The organism is Halomonas sp. ATBC28 (genome assembly GCF_005937175.1).
Classification (GTDB): domain Bacteria; phylum Pseudomonadota; class Gammaproteobacteria; order Pseudomonadales; family Halomonadaceae; genus Vreelandella; species Vreelandella titanicae.
Genome location: NZ_VCQL01000009.1, coordinates 60590 through 76389, shown reverse-complemented (window position 1 = coordinate 76389; position 15800 = coordinate 60590). Strand labels below are relative to the sequence as shown.

At 57.1% G+C, this 15800-nt stretch carries 18 protein-coding genes; 8 read left to right on the top strand and 10 right to left on the bottom strand.

Going from position 1 to position 15800, the window contains the following annotated elements; translation table 11 throughout:
• Nucleotides 1-65: 65 nt before the first annotated feature.
• Nucleotides 66-815: a 30S ribosomal protein S2 gene (rpsB, locus tag E0L35_RS12020; RefSeq protein ID WP_009288627.1), complete on the bottom strand. Its 750-nt coding sequence runs from the start codon at nucleotides 813-815 to the stop codon at nucleotides 66-68.
• Nucleotides 816-878: 63 nt separating this feature from the next.
• Nucleotides 879-1145, bottom strand: coding sequence for a hypothetical protein (locus tag E0L35_RS12015; RefSeq protein ID WP_138800399.1), 267 nt, complete (start codon nucleotides 1143-1145; stop codon nucleotides 879-881).
• 2 nt (nucleotides 1146-1147) lie between these two features.
• On the opposite strand from E0L35_RS12015, the gene map reads away from it, so the two are divergent.
• The 7 genes from map (at nucleotide 1148) to E0L35_RS11980 (ending at nucleotide 9157) form a co-directional block, all read left to right on the top strand.
• The gene (gene map, locus E0L35_RS12010; RefSeq protein WP_138800398.1) at nucleotides 1148-1939 is read left to right on the top strand and encodes a type I methionyl aminopeptidase; all 792 of its coding nucleotides are present in this window, start codon (nucleotides 1148-1150) and stop codon (nucleotides 1937-1939) included.
• Nucleotides 1939-4614, top strand: coding sequence for a [protein-PII] uridylyltransferase (locus E0L35_RS12005; protein WP_022520195.1), 2676 nt, complete (start codon nucleotides 1939-1941; stop codon nucleotides 4612-4614). Before map ends, E0L35_RS12005 begins: the two co-directional genes overlap by 1 nt.
• 273 nt (nucleotides 4615-4887) lie before the next feature.
• Nucleotides 4888-6084, top strand: coding sequence for a succinyldiaminopimelate transaminase (gene dapC, locus E0L35_RS12000; RefSeq protein ID WP_138800397.1), 1197 nt, complete (start codon nucleotides 4888-4890; stop codon nucleotides 6082-6084).
• A gap of 41 nt (nucleotides 6085-6125) precedes the next feature.
• Nucleotides 6126-6467 carry a Spx/MgsR family RNA polymerase-binding regulatory protein gene (locus tag E0L35_RS11995; protein ID WP_022520197.1) on the top strand — a complete coding sequence of 114 codons (342 nt, stop codon included), beginning with the start codon at nucleotides 6126-6128 and terminating at the stop codon, nucleotides 6465-6467.
• Between the two features lie 119 nt (nucleotides 6468-6586).
• Complete coding sequence (dapD, locus tag E0L35_RS11990; RefSeq protein WP_009288624.1) at nucleotides 6587-7612, top strand: 2,3,4,5-tetrahydropyridine-2,6-dicarboxylate N-succinyltransferase; 1026 nt, start codon at nucleotides 6587-6589, stop codon at nucleotides 7610-7612.
• Nucleotides 7599-8771: a succinyl-diaminopimelate desuccinylase gene (gene dapE, locus E0L35_RS11985; protein WP_138800396.1), complete on the top strand. Its 1173-nt coding sequence runs from the start codon at nucleotides 7599-7601 to the stop codon at nucleotides 8769-8771. The genes dapD and dapE overlap by 14 nt, the downstream gene beginning before the upstream one ends.
• A complete protein-coding gene (locus E0L35_RS11980; RefSeq protein WP_009288622.1) occupies nucleotides 8768-9157 on the top strand; it encodes a hypothetical protein in 390 nt (129 codons plus the stop codon). The genes dapE and E0L35_RS11980 overlap by 4 nt, the downstream gene beginning before the upstream one ends.
• A gap of 78 nt (nucleotides 9158-9235) precedes the next feature.
• Here E0L35_RS11980 and E0L35_RS26860 read toward each other — a convergent pair whose 3' ends face one another.
• On the bottom strand, nucleotides 9236-9781 hold the full coding sequence (locus tag E0L35_RS26860) for a cold shock domain-containing protein (protein ID WP_022520199.1): 546 nt from the start codon (nucleotides 9779-9781) through the stop codon (nucleotides 9236-9238).
• 112 nt (nucleotides 9782-9893) lie between these two features.
• Between E0L35_RS26860 and E0L35_RS11970 the strand changes: the two genes are divergently transcribed.
• Nucleotides 9894-10142: a SlyX family protein gene (locus E0L35_RS11970; protein WP_022520200.1), complete on the top strand. Its 249-nt coding sequence runs from the start codon at nucleotides 9894-9896 to the stop codon at nucleotides 10140-10142.
• A 60-nt stretch (nucleotides 10143-10202) separates the two neighbouring features.
• On the opposite strand, the gene ald is transcribed toward E0L35_RS11970, so the two are convergent.
• The 7 genes from ald to radC all read right to left on the bottom strand — a co-directional run bounded on the left by ald (nucleotide 10203) and on the right by radC (nucleotide 15716).
• The gene (gene ald, locus E0L35_RS11965) at nucleotides 10203-11321 is read right to left on the bottom strand and encodes an alanine dehydrogenase (protein ID WP_138800395.1); all 1119 of its coding nucleotides are present in this window, start codon (nucleotides 11319-11321) and stop codon (nucleotides 10203-10205) included.
• A 174-nt stretch (nucleotides 11322-11495) separates the two neighbouring features.
• Nucleotides 11496-11930 carry a thioesterase family protein gene (locus tag E0L35_RS11960; protein ID WP_009288620.1) on the bottom strand — a complete coding sequence of 145 codons (435 nt, stop codon included), beginning with the start codon at nucleotides 11928-11930 and terminating at the stop codon, nucleotides 11496-11498.
• A 64-nt stretch (nucleotides 11931-11994) separates the two neighbouring features.
• Entirely contained in the window at nucleotides 11995-13185 is a 1191-nt protein-coding gene (locus E0L35_RS11955) for a class I SAM-dependent rRNA methyltransferase (RefSeq protein ID WP_138800394.1), read from the bottom strand.
• 137 nt (nucleotides 13186-13322) lie between these two features.
• Nucleotides 13323-14165, bottom strand: coding sequence for a bifunctional DNA-formamidopyrimidine glycosylase/DNA-(apurinic or apyrimidinic site) lyase (gene mutM / locus E0L35_RS11950; protein ID WP_138800393.1), 843 nt, complete (start codon nucleotides 14163-14165; stop codon nucleotides 13323-13325).
• 157 nt (nucleotides 14166-14322) lie between these two features.
• A complete protein-coding gene (gene rpmG, locus E0L35_RS11945; RefSeq protein WP_022520204.1) occupies nucleotides 14323-14478 on the bottom strand; it encodes a 50S ribosomal protein L33 in 156 nt (51 codons plus the stop codon).
• A 68-nt stretch (nucleotides 14479-14546) separates the two neighbouring features.
• Nucleotides 14547-14783 (bottom strand): 50S ribosomal protein L28, encoded by a 237-nt coding sequence (gene rpmB / locus E0L35_RS11940; protein WP_022520205.1) that lies wholly within the window; start codon nucleotides 14781-14783, stop codon nucleotides 14547-14549.
• 258 nt (nucleotides 14784-15041) lie between these two features.
• Nucleotides 15042-15716 carry a DNA repair protein RadC gene (gene radC / locus E0L35_RS11935; protein ID WP_138800392.1) on the bottom strand — a complete coding sequence of 225 codons (675 nt, stop codon included), beginning with the start codon at nucleotides 15714-15716 and terminating at the stop codon, nucleotides 15042-15044.
• Nucleotides 15717-15800 lie beyond the last annotated feature (84 nt).

Genomic DNA, 15800 nt, shown 5'->3' with positions numbered 1-15800 from the left:
AAAAAGGGGGCAAAGCCCCCTTTATCTTGATGCGGCACACCTGCTCACCGCACCCACTGCTGCGATTACTCGGCGGCAGTGTTGTCTTCAGCTGCAGCGGCCTCTTCGGTCACTTCAACAAACTCTTGAGCGTTGGCTTCTTTGGCACGGCCACACGCATCCGCAATCGCTTTTACGTAGATCTGGATAGCGCGGATAGAGTCATCGTTGCCGGGAATTACGTAGTCAACGCCATCAGGGTTGGAGTTAGTATCCACCACGCCGATAACCGGGATGCCCAGCTTGTTGGCTTCGTTGATCGCGATGCGCTCGTGGTCAACGTCGATCACGAACAGTGCGTCCGGTAGGCCACCCATGTTCTTGATACCGCCGATAGAACGCTCAAGCTTGTCCTGCTCGCGAGTCGCCATCAAGACTTCTTTCTTGGTCAGCTTCTCGAACGTGCCGTCTTCGCGCATGGTTTCAAGATCACGCAGACGCTTAATGGACTGACGGATGGTCTTGAAGTTAGTCAACATGCCGCCCAACCAGCGATGGTTGACGAAAGGCTGACCAGCACGGTTAGCTTCTTCTTTAATTACCTTGCTAGCGCTGCGCTTGGTGCCAACAAACAAAATTTTGTTGTTGGATGCCGCCATCTTCTCGACCACATCGATCGCTTCGTTCAGCGCCGGAAGGGTGTGCTCAAGGTTGATGATGTGAATCTTGTTGCGCGCGCCGAAGATAAATTTGCTCATCTTCGGGTTCCAGTACTTGGTCTGGTGGCCGAAGTGAGCACCTGCTTTAAGCAGGTCACGCATATTAACGTGAGACATGGTAGAACTCCTAAAACTCGGGTTAGGCCTCCACGCACCCCATGGATCCGACCGTTGACCACGTTAGACGCTGCCAGCGGCACCCGGGACCATGTGCCGGTGCATGTGTGTTTTTAAGGCTTGATAGTAAGCATTGCGCCCGTAAGTCGAGCACGCTGCGGATTCATCGCCCTGCCCTACTGCGTACTTCCCAGCCAAGAAGCTCGGAATCACGATTGCAGGAAAGCGCGCGGCTTTATACCATAGATCATTGCCAAGATGAAGTCGCACCCCGTTTGACGGTCTTAAATTGCGCCATTCAATTTTCCATTCTGCATTCATATCGAGCATTCATGAACGTTCCTATCAAGACGCCTTCTGAAATCGAACACATGCGCGAAGCCGGGCGCCAAGCGGCTAGCGTGATTGAAATGATCACCCCCCATATCCAGGCAGGCATTAGCACGGGGGAAATTGACCGTCTCTGCCATGAGTATATTGTTAACGAGCTGGGCTCGACCCCTGCACCGCTGAACTACCATGGTTTTCCCAAGGCGACCTGCACGTCGATCAACCATGTGGTGTGCCACGGCATCCCCGACGACGCCAAGAAGCTCAAAAATGGCGATATCATGAACCTGGATATCACCGTTAAGACCACCGACGGCTATCACGGCGACTCCAGCGTGATGTTCGTAGTGGGAGAGACGATTCAGGGCGAACGGCTGTGTCGCATTACTCAGGAGTGCCTGTATAAAAGCATCGAGCTGGTGAAGCCAGGCGTGCGTCTCTCAGAGCTTGCCCGCGTGATTCAAAAACATGCCGAAAGCAACGGCTACTCCGTCGTGCGCGACTTCTGCGGCCACGGCATCGGCGCCGAATTCCACGAAGAGCCGCAGTTTTTACACTACGACGGCTACGCACCGGATGCCGACATTAAGCTCGCCGCAGGCATGTGCTTTACCATCGAGCCGATGATTAACGTCGGCGGGTATAAAACCAAGGTGCTACGCGATGGCTGGACCGCCGTTACCAAAGATCGCAGCCTTTCAGCGCAGTGGGAACATACGCTGCTGGTGACCGAGGGCGGTGTAGAAGTACTGACCGCGCGTGGCGATGAAGACTTCAGTTTTCTACCCAACTGATGCTACTACACCACCACCGGTTTGAGCCGGACACCACGCTTTACGACCTGGATCTTTTCCGCACTGAGCTTGCCGGATCTCGCTCGCCAGTTGCTCCCTTCAAGGCCGCGCTGCGCGAGCTACAAGCGCGCCTGGACGACCAGTTTCGCGCCGGTGCAGACATTCGCGACCTTGTGCGCGGCCGCGCCTGGTACCTGGATCAGCTGCTGGCGATTGCCTGGGCGCAGCACGAGTGGCCCGATGATGGAATTGCGCTGGTGGCGGTAGGCGGTTATGGCCGTGGTGAGCTACACCCCCACTCGGATATCGATCTGCTGCTGCTATTGGAGCAGGACGATGACACCGCCTATCGTGAACCGCTGACCGCCTTTATCACCTTCTTGTGGGATATTGGCCTGGAAATTGGTCATAGCGTTCGCTCGCTTAGCGACTGCGAGCGGGAAGCCGAAGCGGATGTCACGGTGATTACCAACCTGCTCGAGTCTCGCCTGATTGCGGGGCCAGAAAGCCTGCGCGAAGCGATGCGCGAACGCCTCAGCGCCGAGCATATTTGGCCCGCCGATCGCTTTTTTGAAGCCAAGTGGCAGGAGCAGATTTCGCGCCACTACCGCTACAACAACTCCGAGTACCACTTAGAACCGAACCTCAAAAGCTCCCCCGGCGGGCTGCGCGACATCCAGATGATCGGCTGGGTGGCCAAGCGCCACTTCGGTACCGAACAGTACACCGATATCGTCGCCAACGGCTTTATGAACGACGCCGAACTGCGCATTTTAAGCCAGGGGCAGGCGTTCTTGTGGCAGGTGCGCTATGCCCTGCATATGCTTACCGACCGCGCCGAAGACCGCCTGCTGTTTGACCACCAGCGCACCATCGCCGAAATGTTTGGCTTTCGCGATACGCCGGAACGTCTGGCGGTTGAGCAGTTCATGAAGCGCTATTACCGGCACGTCACCGCGCTGGCGGGACTCAACGATATGCTGCTGCAGCACTTTGACGAGGTCATCCTGCGCGGCAAAGAAGCGCTGGAAACCGTCAAACTCAACGAGCGCTTCGAGACCAAAGGCGGCTATATCCAGGTTCGCTCGCGGACACTTTTCCGTGAACGCCCCGCGGCGATGCTGGAGCTATTCCTACTGATGGCCAAGCACCCCGAAATCGAAGGAGTGCGTGCCGATACCATCCGACTAATTCGCGATCATCGCCACCAGATTGACGACCACTACCGGGAAGACCCGCGCCACCAGCGGCTCTTTATGGCTATTCTGCGCGCCCCCGGCAATGTGCCCCGCCAGTTGCGGCGCATGAACCGCTACGGGATTCTGGGCAAATACCTGCCCGAATTTGGCCGCGCCATAGGGCTGATGCAGCACGACCTTTTCCACATTTACACGGTCGATGCCCACACCCTGCTGCTGCTCAAATTTCTGCACAATTTTCGCAAACCGGAAGCGAAGGGTGACTTTCCAGTGGCGGTGGCATTGATGCAGCAGTTGCCCAAGCTCGACCTGTTGTGGATCGCCGGGCTGTTTCACGACATTGGCAAGGGCCGCGGCGGCGACCACTCGGAAATCGGCGCCCGGGACGTTGAGCATTTTTGTCAGCGCCACCACGTCTCGCCCCACGACACGAACCTGGTCAGTTGGCTGGTTGAGCACCATCTATTGATGTCGATGACGGCGCAAAAGCGCGATATCAGCGACCCCGATGTGATTCGTGATTTTGCCTTGATCGTGCGTAACGAAACGCGCCTGGACTACCTTTACGTGCTCACCGTGGCCGACATCAATGCCACCAACCCCACACTGTGGAACGGCTGGCGGGCGTCGCTGCTACGCCAGCTGTACGCCGAAACCAAGCGTGCCCTGCGCCGCGGCCTGAATAATCCGCCCGACCGCGACGACTGGGTGCGGGAAACGCGCACCGAAGCACGCTCTTTGCTGCAAACCATCGGCGTTAATCGTGAGCAAATCGATCATCTTTGGGAATCGCTAGGGGAAGACTACTTCCTGCAGTACGCCCCCAGCGAAATCGTTTGGCAGACCCAGGGCATTCTCAATCACAACCAGTCGCCGCTGCCGCTGGTGCTGATCAGCGCGCCTACTGCGGACATGTCCGAAGGCGGCACCAAAGTGTTTATCCACACCCGTTCGGTGGACGACCTTTTCGCTGCCACCGCCGCTGCCATGGAGCAGTTGGGCCTGTCGATTCACGATGCGCGCATTGCGACCTCCCACAACGATTGGACGCTCAACACCTTTATCGTGCTCGACAGCCATGGTCAGCCTATACGTGACCCAGGCCACATCGAAGAGATGCGCCGACACCTGGTGGAAGAGCTTGATGACCCTGATGACTACCCGGATATCGTCACCCGCCACACGCCGCGCCAGCTCAAGCATTTCAAGGTACCCACGGAGGTGCTGATTGAGCAGGATCCGGCCAATGAGCGCACGCTGCTGGAGCTAACGGCTCCCGACCGCCCCGGCCTGCTGGCCCGGGTGGGACGGATTTTTATGGAGCAGGATATCTCGCTTTCGGCGGCAAAAATCGCCACCCTGGGCGAGCGGGTAGAGGACGTCTTTTTCATCACCACCAAGGCAGGCGAACCGCTGACTGACCCCGAGCGCCAGCAGCAGCTGCGCGAACGTCTGATTGAAGTGTTGGGCGTTTAAAAGATAATTCACCGAACCCCGAGGCTGATGCAGAGATTGTAGTGCCAAGCCTGGAGGCGAGGGTAGGTTTCCGCGAGGGCGCTGTGAACCCCTCCATGGGCGCTACTTTCGCCATCCATGGCGAAAGACCCTCGCTCCAACCTACCCTCGCTCCCGTCTATCGAGTGTCTGTAAAAGTATTCATTGCAAAATCACACCCTCGTTAGGTTTGAGCCTGCACCGGGCCTTGCCTATAATTGACGGTTTACGCCGCCAGCCATCAACGGACACATCATGAACGCCGACCTCGACGCCCTGCATCCTTACCCGTTTGAAAAGCTGGCCGCGCTGAAGGCCGCATTAACGCCCCCAGCTGACTTGGCGCATATTCCGCTGACCATTGGCGAACCCCAGCACGCGCCCTTTCCTGCGGCGCTTGAAGCGCTGGTGGCGCACCAGCTGGAAATGGCCCGTTATCCCGCGACCAATGGCCTGCCAGCGCTCCGCCAAACCATCGCCAACTGGGCAAGCCAACGCTTTCAACTGCGCGAACTCGACAGCGAACGGCACGTGGTGCCCGTTAACGGCACTCGGGAAGCCATTTTTGCCTTTGTGCAGGCGGCGCTGGATCGCACCCGCCCGGCGAAAGTCGCGGTGCCCAATCCGTTTTATCAAATCTACGAAGGTGCGACGCTGCTGGCAGGCGGCGAGCCGCTCTATTTAGACTGTACCGTTGAGAATAATTTTCGGCCCGACGTTAGCGCCGTGCCTGCCGCTACGTGGCGCGATGTGCAAATCGTCTTTATCTGCTCGCCGGGCAACCCCACCGGCGCGGTCACGCCCCTTGATGAATTTAAGCAGCTGATTGCCCTCGCCGACAAACACGACTTTATTATCGCCTCGGACGAGTGCTACTCGGAACTCTACCTCGACGAAACAGCTCCACCACCGGGGCTGCTGCAAGCCTGTGCCGAGCTGGGTCGTGATGACTACCGGCGCTGCGTGGTGTTTCACTCGCTCTCCAAGCGCTCCAACTTGCCGGGCCTGCGCTCGGGCTTTGTCGCGGGGGATGCGACACTGCTCACTCCGTTTAAGCGCTACCGCACTTACCATGGCTGTGCCATGTCGCTGCCGTTGCAGCACGCCTCTATCGCCGCCTGGCAGGACGAGCAGCACGTACGCGCCAACCGCGACGCCTACCGCGAAAAATTTAGCGCGGTCACCCAGGTGCTTGCCCCAGTCATGGATTTTCCCGCGCCACAAGCTAGCTTTTACCTATGGCCTGCGGTGCCCGGTGGCGACGATATCGCCTTCACGCAGAGGCTGTTTGCCGAACAGCACGTTAGCGTACTGCCCGGCAGCCTAATGGGACGCAGGGGTGAAAATGGCGTTAACCCCGGCGCAGGGCGTTTGCGCCTAGCGCTGGTGGCTGAGCTAGCGCCCACCCTTGAAGCCGCCCAACGAATTCGCCATCTCATCGAGCGCGGTTAACTTATTCCACATTCTCTGGTTCAACATTCTCAGGAGGTCGTATGCTGACGCTGTATATCATCGATAACTGCGATACCTGCCGCAAAGCGCGTAAAGCGTTGGATGAGAAAGCGCTGCTGTATAAAACCCACGATCTGCGCAAAGATGGTCTATCTGCTGCGCTACTAGAACACATTTTACATCGCGTGCCGCTTGTGGAAGTCATTAACAAACGTAGCAAAACCTGGCGCGAACTTTCCGATGAGGAAAAAGATTACGACGCCAACTCGGCCCGCCAGCTACTGATGAAATACCCCACACTGCTGAAGCGGCCGCTGCTCGAAGTAGACGACTCCACTATCTTAGTCGGCTACCGCGAGGGCGATTACGACAAGCTCGGCTAAGTACTCAAGTGGCTAAGTGCTTCAGCAACTAGATACTTGAGAAACTAAGCACGTAAGCAACTAGGCACCTTGGCTTTGCCTGCTTTTCTTCACTATTTATCACTACAGGACACCTTCTTATGCTGAGCTTTGCGCTTGGAATCGGCACCCAAAACACCCAGGGCGACTGGCTGGAAATCTACTACCCGGCGCCGCTGCTCAACCCACCCGCCAGCCTGGTGGAAGCCGCCAAACAAGCTCTGGACGCCCCCCAAGGCAACGCCGCCATCAGCTTTTTGCCCGAAGACTGCACACGCCTGGCTAAAGCGTTAGAAGCCGCGGGGCACTCCGCCCAGGCAGAGCTTGCCGAAGCGCTCTCTGCCAGCCAGCGCCCCCTGGTCGCGATGTTCCTAGAGAGCGACGAAGCGCCACAAACCGCGCCAGAGGTGTATTTAAAGCTGCATCTGCTGTCCCACCGCTTGGTCAAACCTCACGGTCTTGATCTCACCGGCATGTTTGGCCTGCTGCGCAATATTGCCTGGACCAACGAAGGCGCCATCGACATTGAAGAGCTGCCTACGCGCCGCTTGAAGGCACGTATGGCGGGCCGCGCGCTGTCCGTCGACTGTGTCGATAAATTCCCCAAAATGACTGACTACGTAGTGCCTACCGGTATCCGCATTGCCGACACCGCCCGCGTACGTCTGGGCGCTTACCTAGGCGAAGGCACTACCGTCATGCACGAAGGCTTTGTCAACTTCAATGCGGGCGCCGAAGGCCCCGGCATGATCGAAGGCCGCATCTCAGCCGGCGTGATGGTCGGCAAAGGATCCGACTTGGGCGGCGGCTGCTCCACCATGGGCACTCTCTCCGGCGGTGGCAATATCGTCATTAAGGTCGGAGAAGGCTGCTTGATCGGCGCCAACGCGGGCATCGGCATTCCCCTGGGTGACCGCTGCACGGTAGAAGCAGGGCTGTATATCACCGCTGGCTCCAAAGTGACCTTACTGGATGATCAGGGCCAGGAAGTGAACACCGTTGCCGCCCGCGAGCTGGCCGGGCAAGACGATCAGCTATGGCGCCGCAACTCCCAGAATGGCCGCATTGAGTGCTTGACCAATAAAAGTGCTATCGCCCTGAACGAGGCGCTGCATGCCCACAACTGAACCTGAAGGACTGTCGCCGACGCTCACGCTCGCCTTTGAGCTGCTCAGCCGGGCCTCGGTAACGCCGGACGACGAGGGCTGCCAGGAACTCATGATCGAGCGCTTAGCAGCGCTCGGTTTTCATATTGAGCGGCTACCGTTTGGCGACGTAAAGAATTTCTGGGCGGTTCGCGGCCATCACGGCCCGGTGGTGGCCTTTGCCGGCCACACCGACGTGGTGCCCAGCGGCCCCTATACCAACTGGCAGTACCCACCGTTTGAGCCCTGCATTGATGATGAGGGCATGCTGTGCGGACGTGGCGCGGCGGATATGAAAGGCAGCTTAGCCTCAATGCTGACCGCCGTTGAGCGCTTTGTGGCCAACCACCCGAATCACGATGGCCGTATTGCTTTTCTGATCACCTCCGATGAAGAAGGCCCGGCAGTCGACGGCACCCGCGCGGTGGTCGAGCACCTGCGCGAGCGTAATGAACGGCTCGACTACTGCATTGTCGGCGAACCATCCTCGACCACGCGCCTGGGCGATGTGATCAAAAACGGTCGTCGCGGCTCACTGGGCGCCACGCTGCACATTAAAGGCGTGCAGGGTCACGTGGCCTATCCGCATTTAGCGCGCAATCCCATCCACCAGGCCATGCCAGCGCTGGATGCGCTGGTCAACGAGCACTGGGACGCGGGCAACGACTTTTTTCCCGCCACCAGCTTTCAGATTTCCAATCTGCGCGCAGGCACCGGGGCGACCAACGTGATCCCTGGCGACGTGGAAGTGGTGTTTAACTTTCGCTTCTCCACCGAGGTGACCTCTGATGAGCTCAAAGCGCGCACGGAAACCATTCTCGACCAGCATGGATTGGAATATCAGATAGACTGGACGCTCAACGGCGAGCCGTTTTTAACCGCGGAAGGCGCGCTGGTTGACGCCGCCATTAAAGGCGTTGAAGCGGTGACCGACGAGCGCCCGGCGCTCTCTACCAGCGGCGGCACCTCGGATGGCCGCTTTATCGCCACCCTTGGCGCTCAAGTGGTCGAGCTAGGCCCGCTCAACGACACCATCCACAAGGTCAATGAGCGCGTTCGCGCCAGCGATCTGGACGACTTAAGCCGGATTTACGAAGCGACGCTGCAAGCGCTACTCTCCTCCGGTGAGGTAAACCTATGATGGAGCGTTACCCCGATATAGAGATTTACCTAGCCAGCGTGTCGCTTGATGCGCTCAATGAGTGGTTGAAAAGCGCACTAATCGCGCCACCGCTGAGCCCCGCAGGCAAAGGTAAATGGCAAACCCGCGGCCAATACCAGGGTGACTGCGTGCCGGTATTGCTGGTAGACAAAGCCGCTGATGGCTTTGCCAGCCTATGGTTTGATAGCAACCACACGCCGTGGATGACCGACCAGGAGTGTGCCCAGCAGGCCGCGGAAGCGTTGCAAACCGAAATACGTTGCTCACTGGGTGGCTGGCACCCCGGTGATGACCCTGACCGCTTCTGGCAAGTGTTGCCCGGTGGCAAAGAAGGGGCAATAGAGTGGCCCGATTCAGGGCGTTAATCGAGCGCTTTAAACGTAAACGACCCCGCCGAAGCGGGGTCGTTACTATCCAACGATCAATTTAACTAGCCGTTGGGCTCACTCAATAATACTGACATCGTCGGCCTGCAAACCACGCTCATTTTTAATCACGTGATAACGCACGATTTGGCCTTCTGCCAACATACGCGGGCCACGACCACGAATGGCACGGAAGTGTACAAACACATCTTCGCCATTATCGCGGGTAATAAAACCGTAGCCTTTGTTGGTATTGAACCACTTTACTTCACCCTCTTCGCGGCCATCGTTAGGATCGATGATGTCTTCCTCCTCATCATCGTCCAACGGTGCAGCCGCTTGGGGTTGGCGCGTTGCTGGCTTGGGACGAACCACAGCATCGGACGCCACCACGATCGAGGGCGCAAAAGCGGCAGACGCTAATGTGCCAATACACAGAACAATAAAACTACCTATCGCAACGGCAATATAGACACCGCTAACTCCACTGATTGCCAACTCGGCCATCCACAGCTCGGCGAGGGCACTATCGGTTAAATGAACAATCCCCGCCAGCAAAAGTGGCGTGGGGGCGGCAAGTAATACACTGATTAAGAAACAGCGAAACACAACTTTTGGGTTCATAGAAAAAAAAAGCTCTCTTGTTGTATGGGTAACAGACGAAGGACAATACCCGCACTATCAGGCCCATTCCCAATAGCACCGGCATACTACTACATAAGGCTGCAATGTTATCATGACACACGAATTATCGCCTGTTGACCTAGCTCAACGTCTTGAATCTTTAGAGAGTCGCATAGCCCATCAAGAGCATTGGCTGGATACCCTGGATCAAGCGGTGGTACAACAGGAGCGCCGCCTGGAGAAACTGGAGCAGCTCAGCGGCCTAATGCGCGAACGCCTGCGTGAGCAGCACCAGGCACTCCAGGCAAGCGAACCCCAGGGCGGTCAGCGCCCCGAGGATGAACTTCCGCCCCACTACTGAACTAACGCCAGCCCCGGATGCGACTAATTAATTAGCCGCCGACAGCTAGCTTTCAACAGTTTAGCTGCCAACAACGCTCGCAGGGTCGATACTTTCCAGCCCAAAGGCATCCGCTACGGCCTGGTAGGTGACTTGCCCCGCGTGCACGTTAAGGCCCGGGAGAAAGTGTGGGTCGTCATGCAGCGCCTGCTGCCAGCCCTTATCTGCCAGGGCGAGTACAAAGGGCAGCGTGGCGTTGGTCAGCCCCTGGGTGGACGTACGTGCTACCGCGCCGGGCATATTGGCCACACAGTAGTGCACCACCCCATCGACGATATAGGTCGGTTCGGCATGGGTGGTGGGCTTGCTGGTTTCAAAACAGCCGCCCTGATCGATGGCAACATCGACCAGTACACTGCCAGGCTTCATATCAGACAGCATACTGCGAGTGATTAGTTTTGGCGCAGCGGCGCCGGGCACCAGCACCGCGCCAATGATCATGTCAGACTCACGGGTGGCCGTTTCCAGCGCGTCTGCGGTGGAGTAAACGGTTTTAATGCGCCCCTGGTAACGGTCATCCAGCACTTCAAGCCGCGCTAACGACTTATCCAGAATGGTAACTTCCGCGCCTAACCCTAACGCCATGCGCGCAGCGTTTTCGCCTACCACGCCACCCCCAATCACGTTTACCTTACCTGGCGCCACACCCGGCACACCGGGCAGCAGCACGCCCGCACCGCCCTGGGCCTTCTCCAGGCTATGGGCTCCCGCTTGCACCGCCATTCGTCCCGCTACGGTGCTCATAGGCGCCAGCAGCGGCAGGCCACCGCGGGTATCGGTAATGGTTTCATAGGCGATACAGGTGGCTCCGCTCTCCATCAGCCCACGGGTAAGGGACTCTTCAGCGGCCAGGTGCAGATAGGTGAACAGCGTATGCTGTGGGGTGAGTCGCGCCACTTCGTCCGGCTGCGGCTCTTTCACCTTGAGGATCAGCTCAGCGTTGCGCCACAAAGTGTCCACATCCGCTTCTATTTGTGCGCCGGCGGCTTGAAAATCAGCATCGCTAAAGCCTGCACCTTCTCCGGCACCGGCCTGAATGCTCACCTGATGGCCGCGCCCGGCTAATTCCCGTGCGCCGGTAGGGGTTAAGGCCACGCGATACTCGTGATTTTTGATCTCTTTGGGGACAGCAATTTTCATTGGATTTTTCCTGTGCTTTTAAAGGTCAGTCATGTTGTTAAGCAAATTACAGCACAGCTAACGTTGACCACCACCCCAGAAACAAAAAACAAAAAAAACGCCGGTCAAGGCGTTTTTTAGGAGAAAAATCTAGCGATTGCCAGTTCTACACGAAAAAATCCACTTCGTTCTACGTCACTCCACAATAACTGCGCCGCCGTAGATACGCCGATACTCCTCGGGCAGGCGCTTGGGCCGCCCTGTTGAAAGCGCCACGCAGGCAAAGCGTGTACGGGCGTAAAGCAACGTTTTAGCGTCTTTGACTCGCACCAGCTGAAAACGGCGGGTCAAACTAAAGCGCTCGTCACAATCGACAATCCAGGTAGCCAGCTGTAGCTCATCACCTGCAAAGGCAGGTGCCAGGTAATCCAGCTCGTGGCGGTGAACCACCATGGCCCGATCAAGCTCTCGGTAACGCTCAAGAGAGAGGCCGAGCGCGACCGAGTGAGCCCAGCTAATCTGCTCAACCCAGCGCAGGTATTCACTGTTGTTGACGTGCTGATAAGCATCGATCGCCTCATCGGCCACGCGGATATCGATCACAAAAGGATCGGGCAGCGCCCACTCCATCGGCTAACTCCTGTGTACCTTTACTCCCCTACACGCTGACTTCTCTGAACTCTAGCTACCTGAACTAGTCGCGGAACACACGCACACCCAGCGCCTTCAGGTAAGACGTTTCAGGGATAGCCGGATGCACCGGGTGATCAGGCCCTTGGTGGCCTTGGAAAATCACCTGCCCGTGACGATCCTGGTGGCGAACCGCACCACGCACTACGTCCATTAGCCGCTCGGGCGCCAGGTGCATGGAGCAGGACGCAGACAACAGTAGACCATCGCGACCCAGCAGGCGCATGGCCTCGCGGTTCAAGCGGGCGTAGGCACGCTCACCGTTGGGAATGTCCTTGCGCTTTTTGATAAACGCTGGCGGGTCAAGAATGACCACGTCAAACTCCTCGCCCTCTGCCTTCAACGCTGCTAACGCTTCAAATGCATCTCCCTCACTAACCGCTACCTTCTCCTGCACGCCATTCAGCTCGGCGTTGCGCGCCACTTGAGCCAGCGCCGGGCCTGAAGAGTCCAGGCACATCACCTCTTTCGCGCCATGAACAGCCGCCTGCACGCCCCAACCGCCTACGTAGCTGAATACGTCCAGCACGCGCTTACCTTCCACATTGCGATTGATCCACTCGCGATTAACCCGGTGATCAAAGAACCAGCCGGTCTTCTGACCGTTCAGCACCGGCACCACAAAGCGAGCGCCGTTCTCTTCGAGCACCACTTCGTCAGGCAGCGTGCCTTTGATGACGTCAACGTGGGCCTCAAGACCTTCCTGACGACGGCCGCCAGTATCGTTACGGAAGACGATCACCTCCGGTTTGACGACTTTTTCCAGCGCATCGACAATCTCATCCGCCAGCGCCTGCATACCCGCGGTATTGAGCTGCACGACGAGGACATCACCAAAACGATCGATCACCAAACCTGGCAACAGGTCGCCTTCGCCGTGGATCAAGCGGTAGAACGGCTGCGCATAAAGGCGCTGACGCAGTGCCAACGCTTGATTAAAGCGGTGTACAAACAGCGAACGATCCAAGCGCATCTCGGGGTCACGAGACATTATCCGGGCAGCAATTAACGAATGAGGGTTTACATACGCGACGGCCATTACTTTGCCATTGGAGGCTTCTACCAGTGCGGTTTCGCCTGCCGCAAAGTTTTTCAGCGGCGTCTCTTTGATATCCACCTCATTGGAGTAGATCCAAAGATGGCCCGCTTTAAGACGGCGGTCGGCATTTTTATTCAGGCGCAGGCGTTGGGTCACAGCAATCTCCAAAAATTTTGTCTTTAAAACCTTGCCTTAAAAACCTGTGTCTTAAAACCTGGGCTTAAAAACGGAGGCAAGGCAAAAGATGAGGCAAAGCAATACTTAAATAAAACAGTAGCACTGATAGGTAGCCATTAGCGCTGGCAGCCGGGGCAGAACACACTAGCACGCTGGCCAAGCGTAATGCGCCGAAGCTCAGCGCCACAGCGCAAACAGGGCTGGCCGTGGCGGCCATAAACATTAAGGCGTTGGGCAAAGTAGCCGGGCTCACCCTGGCCACTGACAAAGTCCCGCAGCGTGGTGCCACCTTGGGTAATTGCCGCCGCCAGCACTTCTTTCACGGCCAGGGCCAAGGCGTCATAGCGAGCACGGGAAACTCTTCCCGCCGCACGGCGGGGATCAATGCCGGCCATAAAGAGCGCCTCTGCCGCGTAGATATTCCCGGCACCAACAACCACCTGGTTATCCATCAGAAACGGTTTTACTGCCACGCGCTTGTTACGCGAGAGCGTGTAGAGCCATTTGCCGTTAAACGCATCAGACAGCGGCTCAGGGCCCAAGTGAGCAAGCCGTTTATCCTGCGCTGCGTCTGCGGCCTGCCAATCCACAAAGCCAAACCGACGGGGATCGTGATAGCGCAGCACATAGCCGCTGGCAGTCACCACGTCCACGTGGTCATGCTTTTTAGGCAAATCCCCCACCCGGGCAATCCGCAGACTGCCCGACATACCCAAGTGCCAGAGCAGCGTCGCGCTAGCGTCACCTTCAAGCGCGCCGCCAGCCTGGATAGGAATCTGCAGGTATTTTGCCCGCCGCATCAACCCCCCAATGCGCGCACCTACCAACCGCTCGGCCAGATCATCGGGCACAGGCACACGCAGCCGCGGCTGACGCACCAGCACTTCGGTGACTTCCTGGCCTTCAATATAGGGAGCAATCCCGCGTCGGGTGGTTTCAACTTCAGGAAGTTCGGGCATATTTAGACATCGTACCTGCCTGTAGTGACAGCCTAATGAAGGTGGTTTAGCGAAGCATGCGACACACGAAAGACATGCATGCAAAAACCCGGCTTGAGGCCGGGTTTTTGAACAGGCGCTCGCCTGCAGTGGAAGCCGATCAACATCGCAAAAGCGATTACTTGATCTTCGCTTCCTTGTAGATCACGTGCTTACGGATGACCGGGTCGAATTTCTTGAATTCAAATTTATCCGGAGTGTTCCGCTTGTTCTTATCAGTGGTGTAGAAGTGGCCTGTACCGGCACTGGACACCAACTTGATTTTATCGCGCATGGTTTAACTCTCCCAAAATGCTTGGCCCAAAATACCTGGCCCAAAGGGCTTTGTATAATAAAGCTGGCTTAGATAGCGTCGCCACGCTTACGAATAGCAACCAAAACTGTGTCGATACCTTTCTTGTCGATGATGCGCATTCCTTTAGTGGAAACGCGCAGCTTGACGAAGCGGTTCTCAGACTCAACCCAAAAACGATGGGTGTGCAGGTTCGGCAAGAAACGACGACGCGTCTTACGCTGGGAGTGTGAAACGTTATTTCCAGTTACCGGACGCTTGCCGGTAACCTGACATACTTTGGACATTAGAGCCTCCAACTGCTTGGCCAGGATATAATAACCTGAGTGTTCAAAACTGTCGGGCAAACCGGAGCAGGGAAGGTGTCGACGCCGTTAACCGCCAAGCTTTATCCAAATCCGTTATTCAACCCAAGTTTAAAGGTGGCACTTTATACCAGAGCACCCGACTTACAGCAAGCAAAACCCACAAAAAAGGCTGGAAAAGCACTTTTTTGCTCATTTTACTTAATCAAAACGGCATAGAACAGTGCATTCTTATACTGCTTATAGCCAGCCGCGCTCGGCAAAAGAGATCACTTCTCCATCCCCCACCACGAAATGATCCAGCACGCGCACGTCAAAAAGTACCAGCGCCTCTTTGAGGCGTTCCGTGATACGTCGATCAGCATCGCTTGGCTCTGCCACACCAGAAGGGTGGTTATGCGCCAGGATAACGGCGCCAGCGCTCAGCTCTAATGCGCGCTTGGCAACTTCGCGGGGATAAACGGATGCGCTGTCTAGGGTACCGCGAAACAGCGATTCATAGCGAATAATTCGGTGCTGAGTATCCAAAAAAAGCACCGCAAACTCCTCATGCCTTAAATGGCGTAGCTGCGAACTCAGGTAGTGGCGCACCAAGGCAGGTGATGTCAGCGCATTGCCCCGCGCCAACTGGCTGGCTAAATGGCGCCGCGACAGCTCAAGCGTCGCCTGGAGCTGAGCGTACTTGGCGCTACCTAACCCACGGGCAGCACAGAAGCTTTCCTGATCGGCCTCTAGCAGTTGGCGCAAACCACCGAAGCTGCTGAGTAAATCCCGCGCTAAATCGACCGCCGAACGACCCTGTACGCCAACACGCAAAAAAATTGCCAGCAACTCGGCATCTGAGAGCGCCTGGGCGCCAGTATTTAATAGCTTTTCCCGGGGCCGCTCACCTTCCGGCCAGTGATTAATTCCCATCGCACCTCACCCGCGCTGCCCATCTTTGTCGATCGAAGCCAGCCTCAACACGCATAGCTTTACAGCCATAAGCCTCATTAAACC

Bases quoted from the DNA above. Each gene is read 5' to 3' on its own strand.
- rpsB (WP_009288627.1), bottom strand. From the start codon at position 815: ATGTCTCACGTTAATATGCGTGACCTGCTTAAAGCAGGTGCTCACTTC.
- E0L35_RS12015 (WP_138800399.1), bottom strand. From the start codon at position 1,145: ATGCTCGATATGAATGCAGAATGGAAAATTGAATGGCGCAATTTAAGA.
- map (WP_138800398.1), top strand. From the start codon at position 1,148: ATGAACGTTCCTATCAAGACGCCTTCTGAAATCGAACACATGCGCGAA.
- E0L35_RS12005 (WP_022520195.1), top strand. From the start codon at position 1,939: ATGCTACTACACCACCACCGGTTTGAGCCGGACACCACGCTTTACGAC.
- dapC (WP_138800397.1), top strand. From the start codon at position 4,888: ATGAACGCCGACCTCGACGCCCTGCATCCTTACCCGTTTGAAAAGCTG.
- E0L35_RS11995 (WP_022520197.1), top strand. From the start codon at position 6,126: ATGCTGACGCTGTATATCATCGATAACTGCGATACCTGCCGCAAAGCG.
- dapD (WP_009288624.1), top strand. From the start codon at position 6,587: ATGCTGAGCTTTGCGCTTGGAATCGGCACCCAAAACACCCAGGGCGAC.
- dapE (WP_138800396.1), top strand. From the start codon at position 7,599: ATGCCCACAACTGAACCTGAAGGACTGTCGCCGACGCTCACGCTCGCC.
- E0L35_RS11980 (WP_009288622.1), top strand. From the start codon at position 8,768: ATGATGGAGCGTTACCCCGATATAGAGATTTACCTAGCCAGCGTGTCG.
- E0L35_RS26860 (WP_022520199.1), bottom strand. From the start codon at position 9,781: ATGAACCCAAAAGTTGTGTTTCGCTGTTTCTTAATCAGTGTATTACTT.
- E0L35_RS11970 (WP_022520200.1), top strand. From the start codon at position 9,894: ATGACACACGAATTATCGCCTGTTGACCTAGCTCAACGTCTTGAATCT.
- ald (WP_138800395.1), bottom strand. From the start codon at position 11,321: ATGAAAATTGCTGTCCCCAAAGAGATCAAAAATCACGAGTATCGCGTG.
- E0L35_RS11960 (WP_009288620.1), bottom strand. From the start codon at position 11,930: ATGGAGTGGGCGCTGCCCGATCCTTTTGTGATCGATATCCGCGTGGCC.
- mutM (WP_138800393.1), bottom strand. From the start codon at position 14,165: ATGCCCGAACTTCCTGAAGTTGAAACCACCCGACGCGGGATTGCTCCC.
- rpmG (WP_022520204.1), bottom strand. From the start codon at position 14,478: ATGCGCGATAAAATCAAGTTGGTGTCCAGTGCCGGTACAGGCCACTTC.
- rpmB (WP_022520205.1), bottom strand. From the start codon at position 14,783: ATGTCCAAAGTATGTCAGGTTACCGGCAAGCGTCCGGTAACTGGAAAT.
- radC (WP_138800392.1), bottom strand. From the start codon at position 15,716: ATGGGAATTAATCACTGGCCGGAAGGTGAGCGGCCCCGGGAAAAGCTA.